This window comes from Flavobacterium aquiphilum, assembly GCF_027111335.1.
In the GTDB taxonomy this organism is placed as follows: Bacteria; Bacteroidota; Bacteroidia; order Flavobacteriales; family Flavobacteriaceae; genus Flavobacterium; species Flavobacterium aquiphilum.
Genome location: NZ_CP114288.1, coordinates 2,286,954 through 2,307,117, shown reverse-complemented (window position 1 = coordinate 2,307,117; position 20,164 = coordinate 2,286,954). Strand labels below are relative to the sequence as shown.

The following is a 20,164-nucleotide window of genomic DNA, read 5'->3' as shown; positions in this document are numbered from 1 at the left end:
AGCGTTTAAAAAAAATCCACATATCTATAATAATTTAAGAATGAAAAAGAATCCAATTAGCTTACTATGTATTGCTTTGACTGCATTCCTGGCAATTTGTTCCAAAGATGTTGCAGCCCAAAACTCAAAGTCGGTTGTGGCCTACCCGAACGTTGAATTCAAAATGGCAAAAGTACAAGAGCCAATAATACCCAAAAACACGGTAAACATTAAAGATTTTGGTGCTGTAAATGGTGGAACCGTTTTAAACACAAAAGCTTTTGCCGATGCGATTGATGCTGTATCCAAAAAAGGAGGTGGAAAAGTGATTATCCCTCCTGGAATTTGGCTTACCGGACCAATCATTTTAAAAAGCAACATCGAATTGCATGCTGAAGCTGGTGCTTTAATTAAATTTTCAACCAACAAGGATTTATATCCATTGGTACAAACCAGTTTTGAAGGTTTAAACACTTGGCGTTGTATGTCTCCTATTTACGGTAAAAACCTAGAAAACGTAGCTTTCACAGGAAAAGGTGTTTGGGACGGTAACGGACAAGTTTGGCGAATGGTGAAAAAAGGAAAACTTACCGAAAGCCAATGGAAAGCTGTAGTCGCTTCGGGAGGAGTGCTCAACGATAAAAAAGAAAGTTGGTATCCTTCTGAACAGTATTTTAAAGCAGCTACAGCAGGAAATACAGATCAAAATGTACGCTTGGATTTAAAAACTAAAGAAGATTTTGAGGCAATTCGCGATTTTCTTCGTCCGGTTATGGTAAGTATCCAAAACAGTAAAAAAGTTTTATTTGACGGGCCTGTGTTTCAAAATTCTCCTGCATGGAATATTCACCCCTTGATGATTCAGGATTTGATTATTCGTAATGTGACGGTTCGTAATCCTTGGTATTCCCAAAATGGCGATGGTCTTGATGTTGAATCCTGCAAAAATGTTCTTGTTGAAAATTCGAGTTTTGACGTAGGAGACGATGCAATTTGTATTAAATCAGGAAAAGACAAAGACGGTCGTGACCGCGGGATTCCTTGCGAAAACCTTGTCATCAGAAACAACATTGTTTATCATGGACATGGAGGTGTAACTGTAGGTAGTGAAATGTCGGGAGGTGTAAAAAACATGCACGTTTCCAATTGTACTTTTATGGGAACTGATGTTGGATTACGTTTCAAAAGTAACCGTGGACGTGGTGGAATCGTTGAAAACATTTTTATTTCGGACATTTTTATGACTGATATCCCGTCACAAGCTATTTCATTCGACCTTTATTACGGTGGAAAATCCATTGCCGAGACTTTGGCCGAAGGTGGTAATAAAATCAATAATGTTGCTGTTCCGGTAGATGAAAAAACACCACAGTTCAAAAACATCACGATTAAAAACATTACCATAAATGGTGCTTCTCAAGCTGTGTTCCTTCAAGGTTTACCAGAAATGAACCTTGAAAACATCGAAATTTCTAATTTGAATGTTAAAGCAGAAAAAGGTTTCTCAATCATCGATGCTAACGGAATCAAAATCAACAATGCCAAATTGGATATAGAAAACCCTAGCGTTTTTGAAATCTATAACGGTAAAAATTTGTCTATCAAAAACACCGAATTCAATTCGACTTCTCCTAAAGCGGTAAGCATAAATGGTGAAGCCTGCAAAAACATCGAATTGGTTTCAAATCCAAAATTGGATTTCAACCAAAAAACCGTTGTTGGAGAAAATGTTCCCAAAACGGCTGTTAAATTTTAAAAACAAATACTAATTCAACTTGAACCCGTTGGATGCTTTGGCATTCAGCGGGTTTTCCTTTTTCTATAGTTCTAAAATAAAAGGTTTTTTTGCGCCAATGAAATAATAACTCTGTTTATTCCCGTTATTATTAGGATAGCCTTTTGTTGAATTTTTATTTCCCAAAGTAACAAACTATGCAAAAGATAATTCTCATACTCGCCCTAGCTCTGCTATTCGTTTCGTGCAAAAAGGAAAAAGACGAAGTTATTACTGTCAAAAAAACAATTATCCGAAAAGCGCCTAAAAACATTTCATTTCATTTCGAAGACACAAAACAATGGCTCTCTGAAAATCCGATTAACAAACAACTCCAAATTGTTCTTGCCGTTAACCGCATGGATAAATCGCATTTGACAAAAAAGGATTCCATCCTTATCCCCGGGGATTTGAGTGGCGATATTGAGTTTTATCTTCCGTTTCCTTTAGAAGTTCCTTATCTGATTCCTGTCAAAAAGATTGTCTTTTTTTCCTATCCCACACAAACATTTGCAGCTTATGAAAATGGCGAGCTAATTCACACTGGACCAACCAATATGGGGCGAAAATTGGCACAAACGCCTACCGGGCTTTTTTTCACCAACTGGAAAGCTGAAAGAACAACCAGTACTTTTAATGATGAGTGGGACTTGCGTTGGAATTTTAACATTGCGAACAAAGCCGGTGTGGGCTGGCATCAATATGACTTGCCCGGTTATCCGGCCTCGCATTCTTGCTTGCGGTTACTGGAAAAAGACGCCAAATACCTTTACAAATGGGCTGATCAATGGATCTTGAAAGACGATCAAAACATTTTGGTCAAAGGAACTCCCGTGATTGTTTTTGGAAAATATGATTTTGATGCGCCAAAACCCTGGCTGCAATTAACAGAAAATCCTAAAGCTTTGGATATCTCTCCATCCGAAATCGAAAAAATAACCTCACCTTATCTGGACGACATCTTAACGGAACAGGAAAAAAGGGAAAATCGAAAACAATAACTACTACAATATATTAAGTTTAGAGAATAGATATAATTTTCAAACTCTTGCTATATTTCCTATATTTTTTTAACTTTATAATTCATTAACTATAATCTAACCCGAATGAAAATAGCAATTTTAGGCACAGGCGCAGTTGGCACAACAATTGGCTCAAAATTAATTGAATTAGGTCATGAAGTAATGCTAGGATCTAGAAGCAATACGAATGAAAAAGCAACCGAATTTGTAAACAAACATGATAAAAATGCTTATAAAGGCACTTTTGAAGAAGCTGCTACATTTGGCGAAATTATCTTCAATTGTGTCAAAGGAGAGTTCTCTATTGCAGCTTTAAAATCTGCAGGGAGTGGAATTAACAACAAAATCATCATTGATGTATCGAACCCTATTGATACCAGTAAAGGAGCACCTTTAAGTCTAATTCCTGAGCTCTGTAATACCAATTCATTAGGTGAAGAAATTCAAAGAAATTTTCCAAATATAAAAGTGGTAAAAACATTCAACACGATGTGGAGTACCTTGATGATGATTCCATCCATGCTTCAGGATGGTGATCATACGAATTTTATTTGTGGCAACGATGAAGAAGCTAAAAATGAAGTCAAAAATTTGTTGTACGAAATAGGATGGAAAGAAAAATCAATAATAGATTTAGGCGATATCACTGCTGCCAGAGGAACCGAATGTTTAATCTTACTATGGTTAAAAATTTGGGGAGCCACAATTGGAACATTTAGTATTAAAGTGGTCAATTAATCCAAAACAATACTAAAAAACAATAAAATGCCTTCAAAAACAATGCTTTTTGGAGGCGTTTTCATTTATTCTTTTACAAACTAAATACGCTTTTACTCTTTGTAAAAAATAACTACTTTTGCAGTCTAATTTTTTTACCATGTCAAAGAAGAAATACAAAATAGCAGTGATTCAGTTGAATCTAAACGATATTGCTGAAAATAACCTTAAGAAATGTTTGAGTTGGGTGCGCGATGCAGCCAATCAAGGGGCTGAGGTGATTTCGTTGCCTGAGTTATACAGCAGTCATTATTTTTGTCAAAGTGAAGATGTTGAAAATTTTGCTCTGGCAGAACCATTATACAGCACTTCGTTTATTGCTTTTAGTGAATTGGCAAAAGAATTGGGAGTGGTAATCATTGTTCCTTTCTTCGAAAAAAGAATGGCAGGAATTTACCACAACAGTGCTTATATCATCGACACTGATGGTTCAGAAGCTGGATTATACCGTAAAATGCATATCCCGGACGACCCACATTTCTATGAAAAATTCTATTTCACACCTGGTGATTTAGGTTTCAATGCATTCCCTACTCAAAAAGGAAAAATTGGGACTTTAATTTGCTGGGATCAATGGTATCCGGAAGCTGCACGTTTAACAGCCTTAAAAGGTGCTGACGTATTATTTTACCCAACTGCAATCGGTTGGCACCCGCTTGAAAAAGAACAATACGGCGAAAATCAACATGGTGCCTGGATGAACGTAATGAAAGGCCATGCAGTTGCCAATGGTGTATATGTTGCTGCTGCTAACAGAATTGGTTTGGAACAATATATCGAAGGAACTGCTGGAATTCAGTTTTGGGGTTCTTCGTTTATTGCGGGGCCACAAGGAGAAATTTTGGCGCAAGCCTCACACGATAAAGAAGAAATCCTAATTGCTGAAGTTGACTTGGATTTACAGGAAAATGTACGCCAAAACTGGCCTTTCTTTAGAGATAGAAGAATCGATGCCTTTGGTGACATAACCAAAAGAGCGATTGACTAACTAAGTCACTAAGACTCCATATTGCTAAGATTCTAAGAAAAGAAACATAACTTTTTCTTAAGTATAAAACACTAAGCCCCTAAGATTCAAAAATCTTAGGGGCTTCTTTATTTTAAAGTCTTAGCGACTTAATAGCTTAAAATCTTAGTTTAATTCAGGCTGGAAAATTTTAATAGAACCGTCTCCTTCGCAACTTGCCAAAACCAAAGTTCTTTTCGTTGGACTTTTAGAAGCCGGGATAAACAATAGTCCTTCAGGAGCATCACCTGTTTTTAAAGTTTGCAGGTATTTTGGAGCCGTTGGATTGCTTACATCGAAAACCATTACCGCATCAGCGCGTTCCATTCCCACAAAAAGAATTTGCTTATCTCCCATTTTCGTTACATAAACAGCTTCTGGCTCCACACCTTTATCATCACTTCTTCCGTCATCATAAAGACCTGCTTCGTATGCTTTTTTATCTAATTCATTTTTACTGTCAAAAACTATTTGTCCTGTACTAGCATTCCATATTGAAAAAGAACGACCTCCAAAAGCAACCAATTCATCAAGATCACCATCGCCATCAGTATCACCCATTTTCACATTGATATTCAATCTTCCCATATTGGCATCATTTTTTAGCAAAGCTGCATTTGGAAAAGCAATCGGATCCAAAATAACGGAAGAATGGTTTATTCTTCGAACATCTGTAAAAGCAGAATATTCACGGGCATCACCTTCATTTGCAGTAACAATATACTGAACGTTATTCACTTCAAAATTGCTAATGGCATCTGGATTAAACAAGCCTTTCAATTTCCAGGTACTAAAAACGACACCACCATCTTTATCATTAATATCCAAAGCATTTTCAGCCAAATTGTAATCTTTATAACCTAAAGGAAAAAGTTGTGTGATTTTTTTTGATGCTAAATCAATTTTAGCAATGCCATTATTCTCTTGCAAAGTAACCCAAGCTGTTTTTGAATCGGCAGAAACAGTAATGTATTCTGGTTCAATATCGGCGGCAAAATTGTTTGTCGGGCTTGCAATCCTAAACCCTTTCGCTTTTAAATCAGCTAATTGACTCGTAAAACTTGCAAAATTCAAAGTTGTTACAGCATAATTGGACGTTATATCAATAATAGAAACCGAACCGTCCGGGTCTTGCGAATAAGTATCGTTCGGCTCCCCTTCGTTGGCAGTCAAAATAAATTTTCCATCAGGAGAATAAGTAATCATATCAGGCAATGCTCCAACGGCTACTTCTTTTACAAGGGCATAATTTGAAGCTTCAAAAACAGCAACTTTACCCGGATCTTGCTTGTTTATGGTAGATTCCATAGCTACAGCAACTTTTCCATTGTAAGTTGACACGCTATTGGCTGCACCATTATAAACCGTCAAATCAATTTTACCAACTATGGTAGGCTTTGAAGGATCAGAAAGATCAATTATATCAATTCTGTTCACACCACTGTTGTTAACGGTAAAAAGTTTTTTAGTAGTTTCGTCATAAGCACTAATTTCAGCGGCGGCTGTACCTCCAATGGTTATAGAACCAATTTCTTTGAAAGTTGACGGATTTTCATTTACTGTTTCTTCAGTAGGTTTACTTGAATCATTGTTGTTGTTATCACAACCTACTATTAAAAATAATATTGCCAATACAGCTACACTTTTCTTTACCATTTTTATGTTTTTATAATTTTTTTCAAAAGTACTTTTCGCCCTTATAACCTCTATTAAGGAAATATTACGAAAACTTTAACATAACTATTCGGAAGATTTGAATCGCATTTGGCCAAAAATGTAATCCTCATTACTATTTATTAATTCTACTGATTGTTTATCTTTGCACGCATTACAATTAGTATTAAATATGACAACACTTACAAGACGATTTCCTGCAGAATGGGAAAAACAACAAGGAATTTTATTGTGTTTTCCACATAACGGAAAAGATTGGCCGGGGAAATATGAAGCCGTTCAGTGGGCTTTTGTTGAATTCATCAAAAAAGTTGCTACTTACGAACAGGTATTCTTGGTTGTTGCCGATGAAATTCAAAAGAACAGAGTGACCGAAATGCTTGAAATGGCTTATGTAAAAATGAGCAGCGTTTCATTCATTATACATAAAACCAATCGCAGTTGGATGCGTGATTCAGGTCCAATTATTGTAAAAAACGGAGAAAAAAGAGAAGCTTTAAACTTCAATTTTAACGGTTGGGCAAAATATAGAAACATCAATTTGGACAAACATGTTCCTGCCAAAGTTGGTGATTTCCTAAATATTCCTGTTACTCAAGTAATGTACAAAGGAAAACCTGTAATTGTCGAAGGCGGTGCTATTGATGTAAACGGTAGAGGAACGTTATTGACTTCTGAAGAATGCTTGATGCACCCTGATATCCAAGTTAGAAATCCAGGTTTTACCAAAGAAGATTACGAAGCCATTTTCAAAGAATACCTTGGAGTTACCAATGTAATTTGGTTAGGCGACGGAATTGAGGGCGATGACACTCACGGGCATATAGATGATTTATGCAGATTTGTAAATGAAGACACTATTGTAACCATAGTTGAATTGGATCCTAATGACAGCAATTACAAACCATTGCAAGACAATTTAAAAAGACTGCAAAATGCTAAACTTGAAGATGGAAAATCCCCTGTTATAGTGTCGTTACCAATGCCAAAACGAATTGACTTTGACGGATTGCGTTTACCGGCTAGTTATGCCAATTTCTTGATTTTAAACAATTGTGTTTTGGTTCCAACTTTTAATGATGCCAATGACAGAATCGCTCTAAATATTTTGGCAGAATGTTTCCCTGACAGAGAAGTTATCGGGATTAGTGCTATTGACTTCATTTGGGGATTTGGAACGTTGCACTGCTTAAGTCAGCAGATTCCGGAGTAATTTTTTTACCGCAAATTCGCAAATTATTTTCTTAAAGAATTATTAAAAAAAAGACTTGTAGATTTTTATTTCCTACAAGTCTTTTTTTTTTATTCTAATCTTCCTAACTAAAACTTATCCAAGGCTAAAACCTTGGGCTATAAGTTTGAAAATAAAAAACAAATATTTTAAAGATTTAAAGCTTAAAACTTTAGGCTTCTAAACTTTTAAACCTTTTAAACTTCCCTAATCCCTTGTAAAAGGTAACTTTTGGTTGGAACTGATAATCATATCAAATGCATTTTTCGCCTCGTTAAACTCTAAGGTTACACCTGCTTCTTTGGATTCAAATTTATCTTTACCAATTGGTGCAAGTGAAAATTTCGGATAATTGGTAATTTCAGCGTAAAGAACACTGTTTTTTTCGGTGATCTCAATTTTCAAAGGAGCAGCTTTAGTAGAGAATTTACCTAGGTACCCATCCAAAATAATATCTTTTTCAACTACTCCTGTACCTGATTTCCAAGTATTATTGCTTTCATTCACATCCGGGAATGTATGATCGGCATCAATAACTACACTTTCGATTTCTTCGGTAGTTTCTACTTTAAATGACCAATCAACGTTGCGCTGCCAGATCTCAACTGGAAGTTTAACACGGGTTACTTTTCCGCTTTTGGTTTTTACATCCAAAACCACTGGCATTGCCATTTTTTCAAAATTTTCAATAGTGATTATAGCTCCTTTACTTGGGGCATTTTTCACATATTTAACCGAGTTCACACCTTGATCCAATCGCCAGTTATTCACAAACCAACCTCTCCAAAACCAATTTAAGTCCTCACCTGCTACATTTTCCATAGTTCTGAAAAAATCGTCCGGAGCCGGGTGTTTAAAAGCCCAACGCTCTGTATAAGTCCTGAACGCTAAATCAAAACGCTCCGGTCCTAATATTTGTTCCCTTAAAGTAATCAATCCCGAACTTGGTTTGAAATAACATAAAAGACCAATATTTTTTTCTTTCATATTATCAGGAGAACTCATTATTGGTTCATTCTTTGGATTTGTAAAATAATCCGCGTTTTGATGAAGATCTGTTGGCTTAGCTTTATATTCACCATTATTAAAATCAGAAGAACTGATTGAATTAATAAAAGTATTGAATCCTTCGTCCATCCAACCATATAAACGCTCATTTGAACCCACAATCATTGGGAACCAGCCATGACCAAATTCATGGTCTGTAACTCCCCATAAATCCTCTCCTTTTGACTCCCAACCACAAAAAACAATTCCAGGATATTCCATTCCTCCTTCATTACCAGCTACGTTTGTCGCAACTGGATAAGGATATTCAAACCATCTTTTGGAATAATTCTCAATCGAAGTTTTAGTATATTCTGTAGCACGTCCCCAAGCCTCATTCCCTGCACTTTCTACAGGATAAGCAGACAATGCCAATGCTTTTGCCCCACTTGGTAAATTAATTCTGGCTCCATCCAAAATAAATGCCGGAGAAGATGCCCAGGAAAGATCACGAGCATTTTTTATTTTAAAATGCCACGTTTTTTCAGAAGTTGTTCCTGCTTTTGAAGCATTAGCAGCCACTTCTTCAGCAGTACGAATCATAACCGTTTTCTCGCTTTGTTTTGCTTGAGCAATTCTTTTTTGCTCTTCGGCAGTATAAACAGCAGAAGCATTTAGCAACTCACCCGAGCAAACTACAACATGATTCGCAGGTACTGTAATATTGGCATCAAAGTCTCCATACTCCAAATAAAACTCAGAAGCTCCCAAATATGGATTCGTATTCCAACCTCTTATGTCATCATACACACACATACGTGGATACCATTGTGCAATCGTAAAAATTTTACCGTTTTTGGTATCCAAAACTCCCATTCTGTCCGAACCTTCTTTTGGAGAAATAAATGAGAAATCAATTTTAATTTTCACTACACCACCTTTGGCTTTCAAATTATCCGGAAGAAAAATTTGCATTCTCGTGTCAGTAATAGTGTATTTTGCTTCTTTTTCGGTTGATTTTCCGCCTTTTGAAGTAGTAACAATTTTAACAGATTTAATTTTGTGGCCACCGTCAAAAATTTCACCTCTTGCTCCGTTACGGCTTCCCGTCAATGGAATAAGAGCATTTCCTCTGGAATCTGATTTGAATAAATTTTGATCCAAATGCATCCACACAAAAGACATTACATCAGTACTATTATTTGTATAAGTAAGTATTTCGGAACCTACAATTTCATTCGTTTTTTCATTTAATTTGGCAGTTAGTTTGTAGTCTGCCCTATTTTGCCAATATTCATGTCCTGGTGCTCCATTTGCAGATCGTGTTGACGAACCGTTATTGGTATAAAAAAATGGACCAAAGGCATCGTGATAATCGTACTTTGAAACCGGTTGGGTAGTTCCTGTTGGAACTGCATCCTGACTCCATGAGGTATTAAATACAATTAATAAAGCCAATTGAAACAGTACTCTAAAACAATTATTTCTCATATATGGGTGTTTATTGATTTCATTAGGGGAATTTATAAAATTAACGCATCAGAGCTTGACAATCGAATCCCGACCTGTTATGCTTAATTCATAAATTTTATGTTTCTAAAGCAAATTAATGGAAAAAAAAATGAATTTATGCTTAAAATTAAGAATTTGATTAATTTTTAACCTAATATAATTTCCGTTTTCTTTCCTAAAACAAGATTTATAAAATATCTTTACAACACATTTACTAACAAAATATTGTTTCCGTGATTACAACTATAACCAACCAATTTTTAACCGCACAAATTAAACACACAGGAGCCGAATTATGCTCACTAAAAGACAATTCAAATAGAGAATACATCTGGAATGGGAATCCTGATTTTTGGGGAAAGCATTCTCCCGTTTTATTCCCTATTGTAGGCACACTAAAAAACAATAGCTATCAATACGACAATGCTCAATATCAATTATCAAGACACGGTTTTGCCCGTGAAATGGATTTTGAATTAATTGACAAACAAGAAAATAGCGCGACTTTTTCATTAATTGCTCCCCAATCAACTAAAGAAAAATATCCTTTTGACTTTGACTTGCATTTGATTTATACTTTGGATAACAGATCCTTAAAAATTGAATATAAAGTTTTCAATAATGGAGAGTCCACAATGCCTTTTTCAATTGGTGCCCATCCAGCATTTGACTTACCAGGCGATTTTAAAAATTACAGTTTGGTCTTCGAAAAGGAAGAAACTTTAAACTATTATTTACTGGAAGAAGGTTTGATTTCGAATAAAACAAATGAATTAATTTTAGATAAAAATGAATTGCATTTGAACTACAAATTGTTTGAAAATGATGCTTTGGTTTTCAAAAACATAGCTTCAAAATCGATTACCATTTTGGACAAATCCAAACCATTTTTAAAAGTAAGCTACACCGATTTTCCTGATTTAGGAATCTGGACTCCAAACGCGCCTTTTATTTGTATCGAGCCTTGGTTTGGCTATTCGGACACTGTGGAGAAATCTGGAAATATTTTTGAAAAAGAAGGCATTCAACTATTGGAAGCGAAAGCAATTTTTCATTCCGCTTTCAGTATCGAAATTCTCTAATCAACAACAAATTAACGTTATGCTAGAAATTAACTTTTTACCATTTCCAATATTAAAAACAGAGCGTTTATTATTAAGACATGTCAATATAAATGATGCTGAGGCCATTTTATCTTTGCGTTCGAATGACGAAGTGATGAAATATATTCCCAGACCCTATCTTAAGACCAAAGAAGAAGCCTTGGAACTTATCGCAATGTTTGATGATAAAATTGAAAATGGAATTGGTATCAATTGGGGAATTTGCTTTCTTGACGAACCCGAAAAACTCATCGGAATCATTGGTCATTACCGATTAAAACCAGAGCACTACAGAGCAGAAGTTGGCTATATGATATTTCCTGAATACAATGGAAAAGGAATTGTTTCTGAAGCTTTGCAAAAAGTAATTGAGTATGGTTTTAAAGAAATGAAACTACACTCAATTGAAGCCATTTTGGATCCGGAAAACAAAGGTTCGGAGAAAGTTTTATTAAAAAATGGTTTTGTAAAAGAAGGTCATTTTATTGAAAATGAATACTACGAAGGCCGTTTTCTTGATTCGTTGGTTTATTCCCTTTTGAATAAATAACGACACTAAAATATCTTGTGAAGTGAAATCCCCTAGCCCGGATGGAAGCGGCATCTCCCGATTTAGAAAAACAAGGCAATTTAGCCGTAGTTTTTGTTAATCGGGAATATAGCGGACAGCCGGAAAAAGCTCCTAATTATTTGGATTGTAATTTCGGAAGCGTTTTTATATACAATTCCTCAACTTGTTTTCTGGCCCAATCGGTTTTTCGTAAAAAGGTAAGACTTGATTTTACACTTGGATTTAGATTGAAGGATTTTATTCGAATCAGTTCGCCCAAAGTGTCAAAACCATAATAATCCACTAGTGTTTCGACTATTTTTTGGAGGGTAACTCCATGAAGCGGGTCTTTTGAGTGTTGTTTTTCCATGATGCAAATTTATGGCATTTTCCTAAAAACAATTGTCCATTCATTAATTAGTTCCTAAATTTGCGCAACTATGCAAAAAACTGTTAACATACTCAATAAAAGAGCCCGATTCGATTACGAAATCCTTGAAACCTATACGGCAGGAATCGTTTTGGCGGGTACTGAAATCAAATCTATCCGATTAGGGAAAGCAAATATTACCGAAAGTTTTTGTGAATTCAGTAACAACGAACTTTTTGCCATCAATACCTATATTGAGGAATATAGTTTTGGAAACCAATTCAACCATAAAGCCCGTAGCGAGCGAAAACTGCTATTAAACAGAAGAGAACTAAAAAGTCTTGCCCGAAGTGTCCAAGCCAAAGGTCTTACAATAGTTCCGTTAAAATTGTTTACCAACGAAAAAGGTTTGGCAAAACTACAAATTGGGCTTTGCAGAGGTAAAAAAACATACGACAAAAGGGAATCACTTAAGGAACAGGACACTAAACGAGATTTAGACAGGATAAAAAAGTCATATTAAGAAAATAAAAGTAAAATTTTTATTGCTTTTCATGAATTTTGTTTTCAAATTATAATTACTTTTACTTACATTATAACTAAAAAACAAACAACATCATGAGAAAATTATTTGTCGTATTAATCTGTGTATGCTTTGCAAGTTGCGGAAGTAATACATCCATTGTATCAAGTTGGAGAGATCCAAATTCTACACTTGCCAAAGAACAATTCAAGAAAGTATTGGTTGTAGCATTAGTAAAAGATGAAAGCTCAAGAAGAGCTACAGAAAATAGAATCGCTTCGATAAACCCAAAAGTCTTAAATCCATCATATAATTATTTAAACCACCAAAACCTTAACCTTACTCAGGAAGAAAAACTAAAAATTGTTCAAACTGAAGGTTTTGATGGCGTAATCACTTTGCGTTTCATTAGAGCAGACAAAGAAACCCAATATGTTCCTGGGACAGCAAACTACTACGGCGGCATGGGATATCCTGGAATGGGATACGGTTACGTTGGCGGATGGGGTGTTGGTTACGGAGCTGGATTTGGCGGATGGTATGGTGCTTACGCTCCTGCTTACTACACGCCCGGATACTACCAAGAAAACGTTTATTACTACATAGAAACCAATATTTTTGACTTGAAAAACAACAAATTGGTTTGGAGTGCAACTACAAAATCATTGGATGTTTCACACGTAGACACTACAGTTGATGAAATCATGGAAGCTTGTGTACAACAAATGAAAGCCGATGGTTATATGGATCCAAAAGCTAAAGCAAAAAGCTAATCAAAATATTTTTTTAAGTTTAAAACCGTCTGTAAATTATTTTCCAGACGGTTTTTCTTTTTACCGGGTAAAGCCCTTTCAACTTAAACACATTCTTAAATCAAAAAAAATACAACTTGATTGAAATATTCCTACTTTATAATCATGTGATACTTCCCTCAACATAATGAACAATGATTTGATTAAATACAAAATGCCTTTAAACTATTTTCTTGTATAGAATGGTTTATTATCAAGTTCTAGATAAAACAAAAGAGGCAGTCTATTTTGGACAGCCCCCTTGCACTTATTACCTAATAAATTATTGTTTTATCAAAATTTTCACATTATTGTTCAAATCATCTCCTGTAACATTTAAAATGTAAACACCGGGAGTATAACTTTTGTTTAAACGAAGCTTAAAATTCCCTTGACTGTTTCCATTTGTATCCAATACTTCTTTTAAAAGTACAGCTCCAAATTGATTAAGTAAAGTAACGGTCACATTTTGGGAATTGTAATTAGGAACTTCGATATTAGCTTGATTTTTCACAGGATTCGGGTGTACTACAATCTCGTTTGTAGTTATTCTAAAACTCCAAACATCACCAGTTGTTGTCCCATAATCATTGTTGGCATCTACCCTCCAGTAATAATATACTCTTGAAGTCAAATCAAAAGGAATTTGAAACGATGGGCTTTCCGAATAAGGCACATCACCTAATTTACTTAAATTATTAGGATCAGTTCCAAAATACACTGAATAATTTGTAGCATCTATTGTGCTATCCCAAGCTAAATTAAAATTACTTGTCGGTAACTCCAAGAAATAAGAACCGTTTTGAGGAATTGGATTACTTGCTTTTACCGGTGCTGGCGCTGGTGCAGTTATCACTTCGAGCACTTCACTATAATTAGAAGAATCTGTTTTGTTAGTCGCTTTTAATCGATAGTAATATTTGGTACTATGAACAATATCAGTATCGGTATAAGTAGTTGTATTTGCTCCAAACTCTGCAATTCGATTAAAAGCAATTCCGTCCAATGAGCGTTCTAAAACAATATTTGCTTCGTTATTTGAATTATCATTCCAATTTAGAACTGTAGTACTCGAAGCAAGTGGCGTCGCAATGGTACTAGTTTGAAAAGTTAAATTAGATGGTGCATTTATAACCGTCGTATTATAAATAGATGCAATTTCTGAAGCTGATAAAGCATAGTTGAAAATCTTTAATTCATCTAATTTTCCTTTATATGGAGCTGGAGCAGTTCCAACTGCTAATTCTAGTTCACCAATGTTCCCAATAATCAAATCTGTTGGTTCTCCAATTCCAGTCACACCGGTTTCGTCAAGTTCACTCTGAAGCACTCCGTTTAAATAAACACGCAATTTATGAGCTGAAACATCTCTCATCAAAACAACATGTTCCCAATTACCCGTAAAAAATTTAGATCCGGTAGCCTTTATCTCTTTCTTTATAACATCATCATCTATAGCAAAACGAAGTTCCCCACTTTTGAATTCTAGATTATAACGTTTTCCTGTTGCCCCTGTTGTAGTGTTCTTTGTAAATGATCCTTTGCATAAAACATAAACAGAACTTGTTGTTCCTGTTGGCAACAAATTTGGAGCAGCATTCATCCAAAATGAAATAGAAAATGAACCTTTGTTCAAATAAATTTGATCTTGATTAGGAATACTTGCCATGTAGCTGGTATTTCTTGAAGATGCAAAATCAAGAGCATTATTTGCTTTCCCGACAATTCTAACATTAGCATTATCAAAGTCAGAATCTAAATTCCCGTTATTGCCATAGTTTGATAAATCGGTAATTTGAGTACCTTCTAAAGCTGCCTCTTTAAAAGGCCAATGTCCTACCATATCAGCCGGTATATCTGAAATAGTTCTAAAATTCCAAACCGTTCCGGTTGCAGTTCCTTTCGCATTTGAGGCATCTACCCTCCAATAATATTTAGTGTTTGGTAACAAATTTGTAGCTAAATACGAAGGGCTTACCACATAATTCACATCAGCTAATTTGGCTAGATTTGATGGATCTGTACCTAAATAAATTGCGTAAGTTATAGTGTTAGTACTTCCGGTCCATTTCAAGCTTAAACTTCCGTTTGCTAGTTCGGCATAATCAAAACCTGTTGTCGGATTAGGATTTGCTGCTTTTGCAGGAGCTGTAGGTATAGCAGGCGTTGTAAGTGAATTCACTTCACTATAAGCGGAAGATTCCGTAGCTGCGATTGCTTTTACACGATAGTAATATAACGTATTTGGCACTAAATTTATATCGGTAAAAGTAGTTGTATTAGCTGCAACTTGCGCGATTTGTGCAAAAGAAGTTCCATCAGTCGAACGCTCAATTACGAAATTAGTTTCGTTTAGCGAATTGTCTTTCCAGTTTACAACAACTTTGCTTGAAGGGGTTGGTATCTCAACTGAAGTAGCAGTGAAAGTAATTGTTGTAGGAGGAACTATAAATTCAGGAGGTACTGTATTCATTAATCCATTTACATAGACTTCAATGTTTAAGTATTCTGGAGAAACTGTGCTATGAGCAACAGCATCACTAGGATTATTTTTATTCAATCCATTACTGTCTTCCCAAGCATCCGGCATACCGTCATTATCAGAATCTAACGGAGCTGGTGCGCCGTAAACATGCCCAGCACCACCATTCACAAATCCAAACTGATTAGTCAAATCGGTTTGAACATAAACATAAGTAGCTTTGGTTCCTTTTGACATCAAATCAGAAATCATCAAATTATCTACCTGATCGCGCCTTGGATATGATGCACCTGCGCTTGCCACAATTTTATCATAAGCCTCTTGAGCTGTCAGATTTGTGTTTTTCATAGGATAATCATACGGTGCAGATAAAATACTACCAGCTTCTCCGGTAGGGTAACCATTTAAATCCTGAGGAACTAAATTTCCATCTAATATTCCATTCCTGTTATTATCGAAATAATTTCCGGAACCATACAAAAAGAAATTAGCATTACCTCTGCTAAATGGTGTAGTACTTGTAGTGCTAGTATTGGGGCCGCCAATAAAATAATTATTAATGATGTTAACATCTGAACTTCCAGCCGAATCCCCACCCATGATATAAGCTTCCCCAGATTCAGCGTGACCGTAAATATTCCCGAAGTTCCCCCAATTATAAACTACATTGTTTACAAACTCATTAATCCCTTTTATTTTATTATTTCGGGTTTTATTACAGATATATAAATTTTCAATCAAACTAATTTTTCCTCCTGACGGCTGAATCAATCCTCCTGCCGAATGATTGTGACGATGCATTCCCTGACCTATAATACAATTTTGAATTGTAATATTGTCCGGACTTAACCCCTTACTATCCCAATTTATCGAAAAAACTTCATCGGTACCCCAGGTAAAAGTCATATGATCAAAAATCATATTTGCACCATTTGCAAGCCCAGACGCATCCTGATTTTGGGCTGTTCCCCCATAACGAATACGAAGATAACGCGCTATAGTATTACTGGCTCCTGTAAATGTTACTCTTGGCCCCAAAAACACTATTCCTTCACCTGGTGCTGTTTGTCCGGCTATTGTTGTATTAGTGGCAACAACAACCTGAGATAGCAAATTAACGATACCACCAACTTTGAATATTACAAATCGGCCAGATTGGCTTACGGCATCACGAAACGAGCCGGGTCCACTGTCGTTTAAATTGGTTACTAAGTAAATTTGAGGATTAGCTACTCCTCGAGCTCCAGTTGTGTACCTTCCAAATCCCTTTGCTTCGGGAAAGGCTAACGTTTGGGAACTAAGATTCCCTGAACTCAACACAAGTCCGAAAAGCAATACCGCCTTTGAAACTTGCTTAAAAAGTAAAGTCTTTAAATTCATAAACTAATTTGGTTTAGGTTAGTTAAAATTTAAAACAGTCAAAAACACAAATAACTCTTATTCTTGTCTTTATACTATTTTATCGTTAACCCAAATTAGTTTTTATATCTATATGTACTATCCTGCAGTATCCTGTTTTTTAGTACGATTTTTTTTGATTTTAATTTTAGTTCGAATTTTTATTACAGAAAATAAGGATTGTTTATTATGATTAGCCCTAAAAAAACAATCCGATTTTAATTAAGCTTTTAATTTTTATCCTCTAATAAAGGAACAAAACGAAATTCCCCAAACTCGTGTTTTTCAAATTGTGTTTCATTTATGCGAATTAACAGCGTCATAATTTGGACGTCTTCTCCTAACGGAATAACTAGTCTTCCTCCTATTTTAAGTTGTGCCATTAAAGCCTGAGGAATTATGGGAGCACCTGCAGTTACAATGATGCTGTCAAATGGCGCATGATTAGGCAAGCCTTTATAACCATCCCCAAAAGAAAGATGTTTGGGACGAATACCAAGTTTTGGAAGCAAAACAGATGTTTGCTTAAACAATTCATTTTGTCTTTCAATACTGTAAACCTGAGCACCAACCAGACACAAAACAGCCGTTTGGTATCCAGAGCCCGTCCCGATTTCCAAAACTTTATGCCCTTTTTTTATTTCCAACAACTGTGTTTGAAAAGCAACTGTATAAGGCTGGGAAATAGTCTGACCGGCAGCTATCGGAAAAGCTTTATCTTGATAAGCGTAATCTTCAAAACTTGAATTTAAAAATAAATGACGTGGGATTTTTTTAATAGCTTCTAAGACATTCTTATCAGTGATCCCTTTCTTCTCTAAAACGGATACTAATTGATTTCGAAGTCCTTGATGCTTGGCTGTATCTTTCAAAATTTAAGGTTTTATTAAAGAACAAAAATAGAAAACTAAATCAATTTTCAATTCAAATTAAATCCTAATTCTTAGCCTAAATAATAATGAAGATCACAAGAATTTAGTATTTTTATAAATTGGAATTTCTCTTTTAATTACTATTTTTGTGGAAACATCATTATTATGCTGAAAATTGGAGTATTGGGTGCCGGGCACCTAGGAAAAATACATTTGCGTTTATTACAACAATCTAAAAAATATGAATTAGTTGGTTTTTATGATGAAAATCAAGAAAACGCGGAAAGAATAAGCAAAGAATTTGGATATAAAAGTTTCAATACCATTGCAACATTAATTCATGCGGTTGACGTAATTGATATTGTTACCCCTACTCTTTCCCACTACAAATGTGCTAAAGTAGCCATCAAATCAGGCAAACACGTTTTTATAGAAAAACCCATTTCTAATACAGTTGAAGAAGCCGAAGAAATCATTGCACTTGCCAAAGAATATAATGTAAAAGGACAAGTTGGGCATGTCGAAAGATTCAATCCCGCTTTCATAGCTACCAAAAGCATGATTGAAAATCCAATGTTCATAGAAACGCATCGTTTGGCCGAATTCAATCCTCGCGGAACCGATGTTCCTGTTGTTTTGGATTTAATGATACACGATATCGATGCCATTATGAGCGTGGTCAAATCTAATGTAAAGAAAATCGATGCCAGTGGGGTTTCAGTAATAAGCGACACTCCGGACATTGCCAATGCCAGAATTGAATTTGAAAATGGTTGTGTAGCCAATTTAACTGCAAGTCGAATTTCAATGAAAAATATGCGTAAATCACGCTTTTTTCAAAAAGACGCTTATATTTCTGTAGATTTCTTAGAGAAAAAATGTGAAGTGGTAAAAATGAAAGACGCTCCTGAAACTCCCGGTGATTTTGATATGATTTTACAAAATGCCGAAGGGATAAAAAAACAAATTTATTTTGAAAATCCCGACGTTGAACAAAACAATGCTATTCTTGACGAATTGGAAACATTTGCAGATGCAATCAATAATGACACCACCCCAATTGTTACTTTGGAACAAGCTACAGACGCGTTGAGAGTTGCTTACCAAATTATCGATTGTTTTAAGAAATAAAACCAAACCACAGATAAAAGTTTAATGTTTAAAGTCACTTATTGGTCTTTAAATTTTAAACTTTTTTAACTTTTAAATATAAAAAATGAAAATCATTGCCGTAATCGGAGCAGGAACAATGGGTAACGGAATTGCCCATACTTTTGCCCAAAGTGGTTTTACCGTAAAACTAATTGATATTTCCGAAAAATCATTGGATAAAGGAATGTCCACTATTTTTGCAAATTTAGACCGAATGGTTGCAAAAGGAACCATAACCGAAGAAGACAAAGCCAAAACTATAAGTAATATTATTACCTATACCGACATAAAAGACGGAGTTGTAGGAGCTGATTTAGTTGTTGAAGCTGCTACAGAAAATGTGGAATTAAAACTCAATATTTTCAAGCAATTGAACGAAGCTTGTTCACACAACACTATTTTGGCAACAAATACTTCTTCTATTTCTATCACACAAATCGGGGCTGTGGTCGCTCATCCTGAACGCGTAATCGGAATGCATTTTATGAATCCGGTTCCAATTATGAAATTAGTCGAAATCATTCGCGGTTACAATACAAGTAATGAAGTGACAAACATCATTATGAAATTATCCGAAAAACTCGGTAAAACTCCAGTAGAAGTAAATGATTATCCAGGATTTGTTGCTAATAGAATTTTAATGCCAATGATTAACGAAGCAATCGAAACTTTATACAACAAAGTAGCTGGTGTTTATGAAATTGACACGGTAATGAAACTAGGAATGGGACATCCGATGGGACCTTTACAACTGGCCGATTTTATTGGTCTTGACGTTTGTCTTGCCATTTTAAATGTAATGTATGACGGTTTCAAAAATCCAAAATACGCTCCTTGCCCGTTATTGGTAAATATGGTACGAGCTGGAAAATTGGGAGTGAAATCAGGTGAAGGTTTTTATGATTACAGCGAAAGCAAAAAAGCGGAGAAGATTTCGAAACAGTTTGTTTAATAATTTATC

The 20,164-nt window shown here is 35.4% G+C and carries 16 protein-coding genes; 11 read left to right on the top strand and 5 right to left on the bottom strand.

Annotated features, from left to right (window positions below; all coding sequences use genetic code 11):
- Nucleotides 1-40: 40 nt before the first annotated feature.
- The 4 genes from OZP12_RS09615 to OZP12_RS09600 all read left to right on the top strand — a co-directional run bounded on the left by OZP12_RS09615 (nucleotide 41) and on the right by OZP12_RS09600 (nucleotide 4,540).
- Nucleotides 41-1,735: a glycoside hydrolase family 28 protein gene (locus OZP12_RS09615; protein ID WP_281228873.1), complete on the top strand. Its 1,695-nt coding sequence runs from the start codon at nucleotides 41-43 to the stop codon at nucleotides 1,733-1,735.
- Between the two features lie 176 nt (nucleotides 1,736-1,911).
- Entirely contained in the window at nucleotides 1,912-2,754 is an 843-nt protein-coding gene (locus OZP12_RS09610; protein WP_281228872.1) for a L,D-transpeptidase, read from the top strand.
- Nucleotides 2,755-2,859: 105 nt separating this feature from the next.
- Nucleotides 2,860-3,513, top strand: a complete 654-nt coding sequence (locus OZP12_RS09605; RefSeq protein WP_281228871.1) for an NADPH-dependent F420 reductase — start codon at nucleotides 2,860-2,862, stop codon at nucleotides 3,511-3,513.
- 139 nt (nucleotides 3,514-3,652) lie between these two features.
- Nucleotides 3,653-4,540, top strand: coding sequence for a carbon-nitrogen hydrolase (locus OZP12_RS09600; protein WP_281228870.1), 888 nt, complete (start codon nucleotides 3,653-3,655; stop codon nucleotides 4,538-4,540).
- A gap of 144 nt (nucleotides 4,541-4,684) precedes the next feature.
- Here the strand turns inward: OZP12_RS09600 and OZP12_RS09595 are convergent, their stop codons facing one another.
- On the bottom strand, nucleotides 4,685-6,214 hold the full coding sequence (locus OZP12_RS09595; protein WP_281228869.1) for a choice-of-anchor I family protein: 1,530 nt from the start codon (nucleotides 6,212-6,214) through the stop codon (nucleotides 4,685-4,687).
- 190 nt (nucleotides 6,215-6,404) lie between these two features.
- Between OZP12_RS09595 and OZP12_RS09590 the strand changes: the two genes are divergently transcribed.
- Nucleotides 6,405-7,445, top strand: coding sequence for an agmatine deiminase family protein (locus OZP12_RS09590; protein WP_281228868.1), 1,041 nt, complete (start codon nucleotides 6,405-6,407; stop codon nucleotides 7,443-7,445).
- A 225-nt stretch (nucleotides 7,446-7,670) separates the two neighbouring features.
- Here the strand turns inward: OZP12_RS09590 and OZP12_RS09585 are convergent, their stop codons facing one another.
- Entirely contained in the window at nucleotides 7,671-9,941 is a 2,271-nt protein-coding gene (locus OZP12_RS09585; RefSeq protein WP_281228867.1) for a M1 family metallopeptidase, read from the bottom strand.
- A 254-nt stretch (nucleotides 9,942-10,195) separates the two neighbouring features.
- Here OZP12_RS09585 and OZP12_RS09580 point away from each other — a divergent pair, with 254 nt between their 5' ends.
- Together OZP12_RS09580 and OZP12_RS09575 are read left to right on the top strand one after the other, a co-directional pair.
- Entirely contained in the window at nucleotides 10,196-11,044 is an 849-nt protein-coding gene (locus OZP12_RS09580; RefSeq protein WP_281228866.1) for an aldose 1-epimerase family protein, read from the top strand.
- A 19-nt stretch (nucleotides 11,045-11,063) separates the two neighbouring features.
- Complete coding sequence (locus tag OZP12_RS09575; protein WP_281228865.1) at nucleotides 11,064-11,615, top strand: GNAT family N-acetyltransferase; 552 nt, start codon at nucleotides 11,064-11,066, stop codon at nucleotides 11,613-11,615.
- A gap of 136 nt (nucleotides 11,616-11,751) precedes the next feature.
- On the opposite strand, the gene OZP12_RS09570 is transcribed toward OZP12_RS09575, so the two are convergent.
- Nucleotides 11,752-11,985, bottom strand: coding sequence for a VF530 family protein (locus OZP12_RS09570; protein WP_281228864.1), 234 nt, complete (start codon nucleotides 11,983-11,985; stop codon nucleotides 11,752-11,754).
- Between the two features lie 70 nt (nucleotides 11,986-12,055).
- On the opposite strand from OZP12_RS09570, the gene smpB reads away from it, so the two are divergent.
- Both smpB and OZP12_RS09560 read left to right on the top strand, forming a co-directional pair.
- A complete protein-coding gene (gene smpB, locus OZP12_RS09565) occupies nucleotides 12,056-12,508 on the top strand; it encodes an SsrA-binding protein SmpB (RefSeq protein WP_281228863.1) in 453 nt (150 codons plus the stop codon).
- Nucleotides 12,509-12,603: 95 nt separating this feature from the next.
- On the top strand, nucleotides 12,604-13,281 hold the full coding sequence (locus tag OZP12_RS09560; protein WP_281228862.1) for a DUF4136 domain-containing protein: 678 nt from the start codon (nucleotides 12,604-12,606) through the stop codon (nucleotides 13,279-13,281).
- 301 nt (nucleotides 13,282-13,582) lie between these two features.
- On the opposite strand, the gene OZP12_RS09555 is transcribed toward OZP12_RS09560, so the two are convergent.
- Together OZP12_RS09555 and OZP12_RS09550 are read right to left on the bottom strand one after the other, a co-directional pair.
- The gene (locus OZP12_RS09555; RefSeq protein ID WP_281228861.1) at nucleotides 13,583-17,161 is read right to left on the bottom strand and encodes a LamG-like jellyroll fold domain-containing protein; all 3,579 of its coding nucleotides are present in this window, start codon (nucleotides 17,159-17,161) and stop codon (nucleotides 13,583-13,585) included.
- Nucleotides 17,162-17,409: 248 nt separating this feature from the next.
- A complete protein-coding gene (locus OZP12_RS09550; RefSeq protein WP_281228860.1) occupies nucleotides 17,410-18,051 on the bottom strand; it encodes a protein-L-isoaspartate(D-aspartate) O-methyltransferase in 642 nt (213 codons plus the stop codon).
- A 165-nt stretch (nucleotides 18,052-18,216) separates the two neighbouring features.
- Here OZP12_RS09550 and OZP12_RS09545 point away from each other — a divergent pair, with 165 nt between their 5' ends.
- Both OZP12_RS09545 and OZP12_RS09540 read left to right on the top strand, forming a co-directional pair.
- Nucleotides 18,217-19,182 carry a Gfo/Idh/MocA family protein gene (locus tag OZP12_RS09545; RefSeq protein ID WP_281228859.1) on the top strand — a complete coding sequence of 322 codons (966 nt, stop codon included), beginning with the start codon at nucleotides 18,217-18,219 and terminating at the stop codon, nucleotides 19,180-19,182.
- A gap of 85 nt (nucleotides 19,183-19,267) precedes the next feature.
- The gene (locus OZP12_RS09540) at nucleotides 19,268-20,155 is read left to right on the top strand and encodes a 3-hydroxyacyl-CoA dehydrogenase family protein (RefSeq protein WP_281228858.1); all 888 of its coding nucleotides are present in this window, start codon (nucleotides 19,268-19,270) and stop codon (nucleotides 20,153-20,155) included.
- Nucleotides 20,156-20,164 lie beyond the last annotated feature (9 nt).

Excerpts from the sequence above, each read along its gene's own strand:
- smpB (WP_281228863.1), top strand. The coding sequence starts at position 12,056 with ATGCAAAAAACTGTTAACATACTCAATAAAAGAGCCCGATTCGATTAC.
- OZP12_RS09575 (WP_281228865.1), top strand. The coding sequence starts at position 11,064 with ATGCTAGAAATTAACTTTTTACCATTTCCAATATTAAAAACAGAGCGT.
- OZP12_RS09540 (WP_281228858.1), top strand. The coding sequence starts at position 19,268 with ATGAAAATCATTGCCGTAATCGGAGCAGGAACAATGGGTAACGGAATT.
- OZP12_RS09605 (WP_281228871.1), top strand. The coding sequence starts at position 2,860 with ATGAAAATAGCAATTTTAGGCACAGGCGCAGTTGGCACAACAATTGGC.
- OZP12_RS09570 (WP_281228864.1), bottom strand. The coding sequence starts at position 11,985 with ATGGAAAAACAACACTCAAAAGACCCGCTTCATGGAGTTACCCTCCAA.
- OZP12_RS09585 (WP_281228867.1), bottom strand. The coding sequence starts at position 9,941 with ATGAGAAATAATTGTTTTAGAGTACTGTTTCAATTGGCTTTATTAATT.
- OZP12_RS09560 (WP_281228862.1), top strand. The coding sequence starts at position 12,604 with ATGAGAAAATTATTTGTCGTATTAATCTGTGTATGCTTTGCAAGTTGC.
- OZP12_RS09595 (WP_281228869.1), bottom strand. The coding sequence starts at position 6,214 with ATGGTAAAGAAAAGTGTAGCTGTATTGGCAATATTATTTTTAATAGTA.
- OZP12_RS09615 (WP_281228873.1), top strand. The coding sequence starts at position 41 with ATGAAAAAGAATCCAATTAGCTTACTATGTATTGCTTTGACTGCATTC.
- OZP12_RS09600 (WP_281228870.1), top strand. The coding sequence starts at position 3,653 with ATGTCAAAGAAGAAATACAAAATAGCAGTGATTCAGTTGAATCTAAAC.
- OZP12_RS09545 (WP_281228859.1), top strand. The coding sequence starts at position 18,217 with ATGCTGAAAATTGGAGTATTGGGTGCCGGGCACCTAGGAAAAATACAT.
- OZP12_RS09590 (WP_281228868.1), top strand. The coding sequence starts at position 6,405 with ATGACAACACTTACAAGACGATTTCCTGCAGAATGGGAAAAACAACAA.
- OZP12_RS09610 (WP_281228872.1), top strand. The coding sequence starts at position 1,912 with ATGCAAAAGATAATTCTCATACTCGCCCTAGCTCTGCTATTCGTTTCG.
- OZP12_RS09555 (WP_281228861.1), bottom strand. The coding sequence starts at position 17,161 with ATGAATTTAAAGACTTTACTTTTTAAGCAAGTTTCAAAGGCGGTATTG.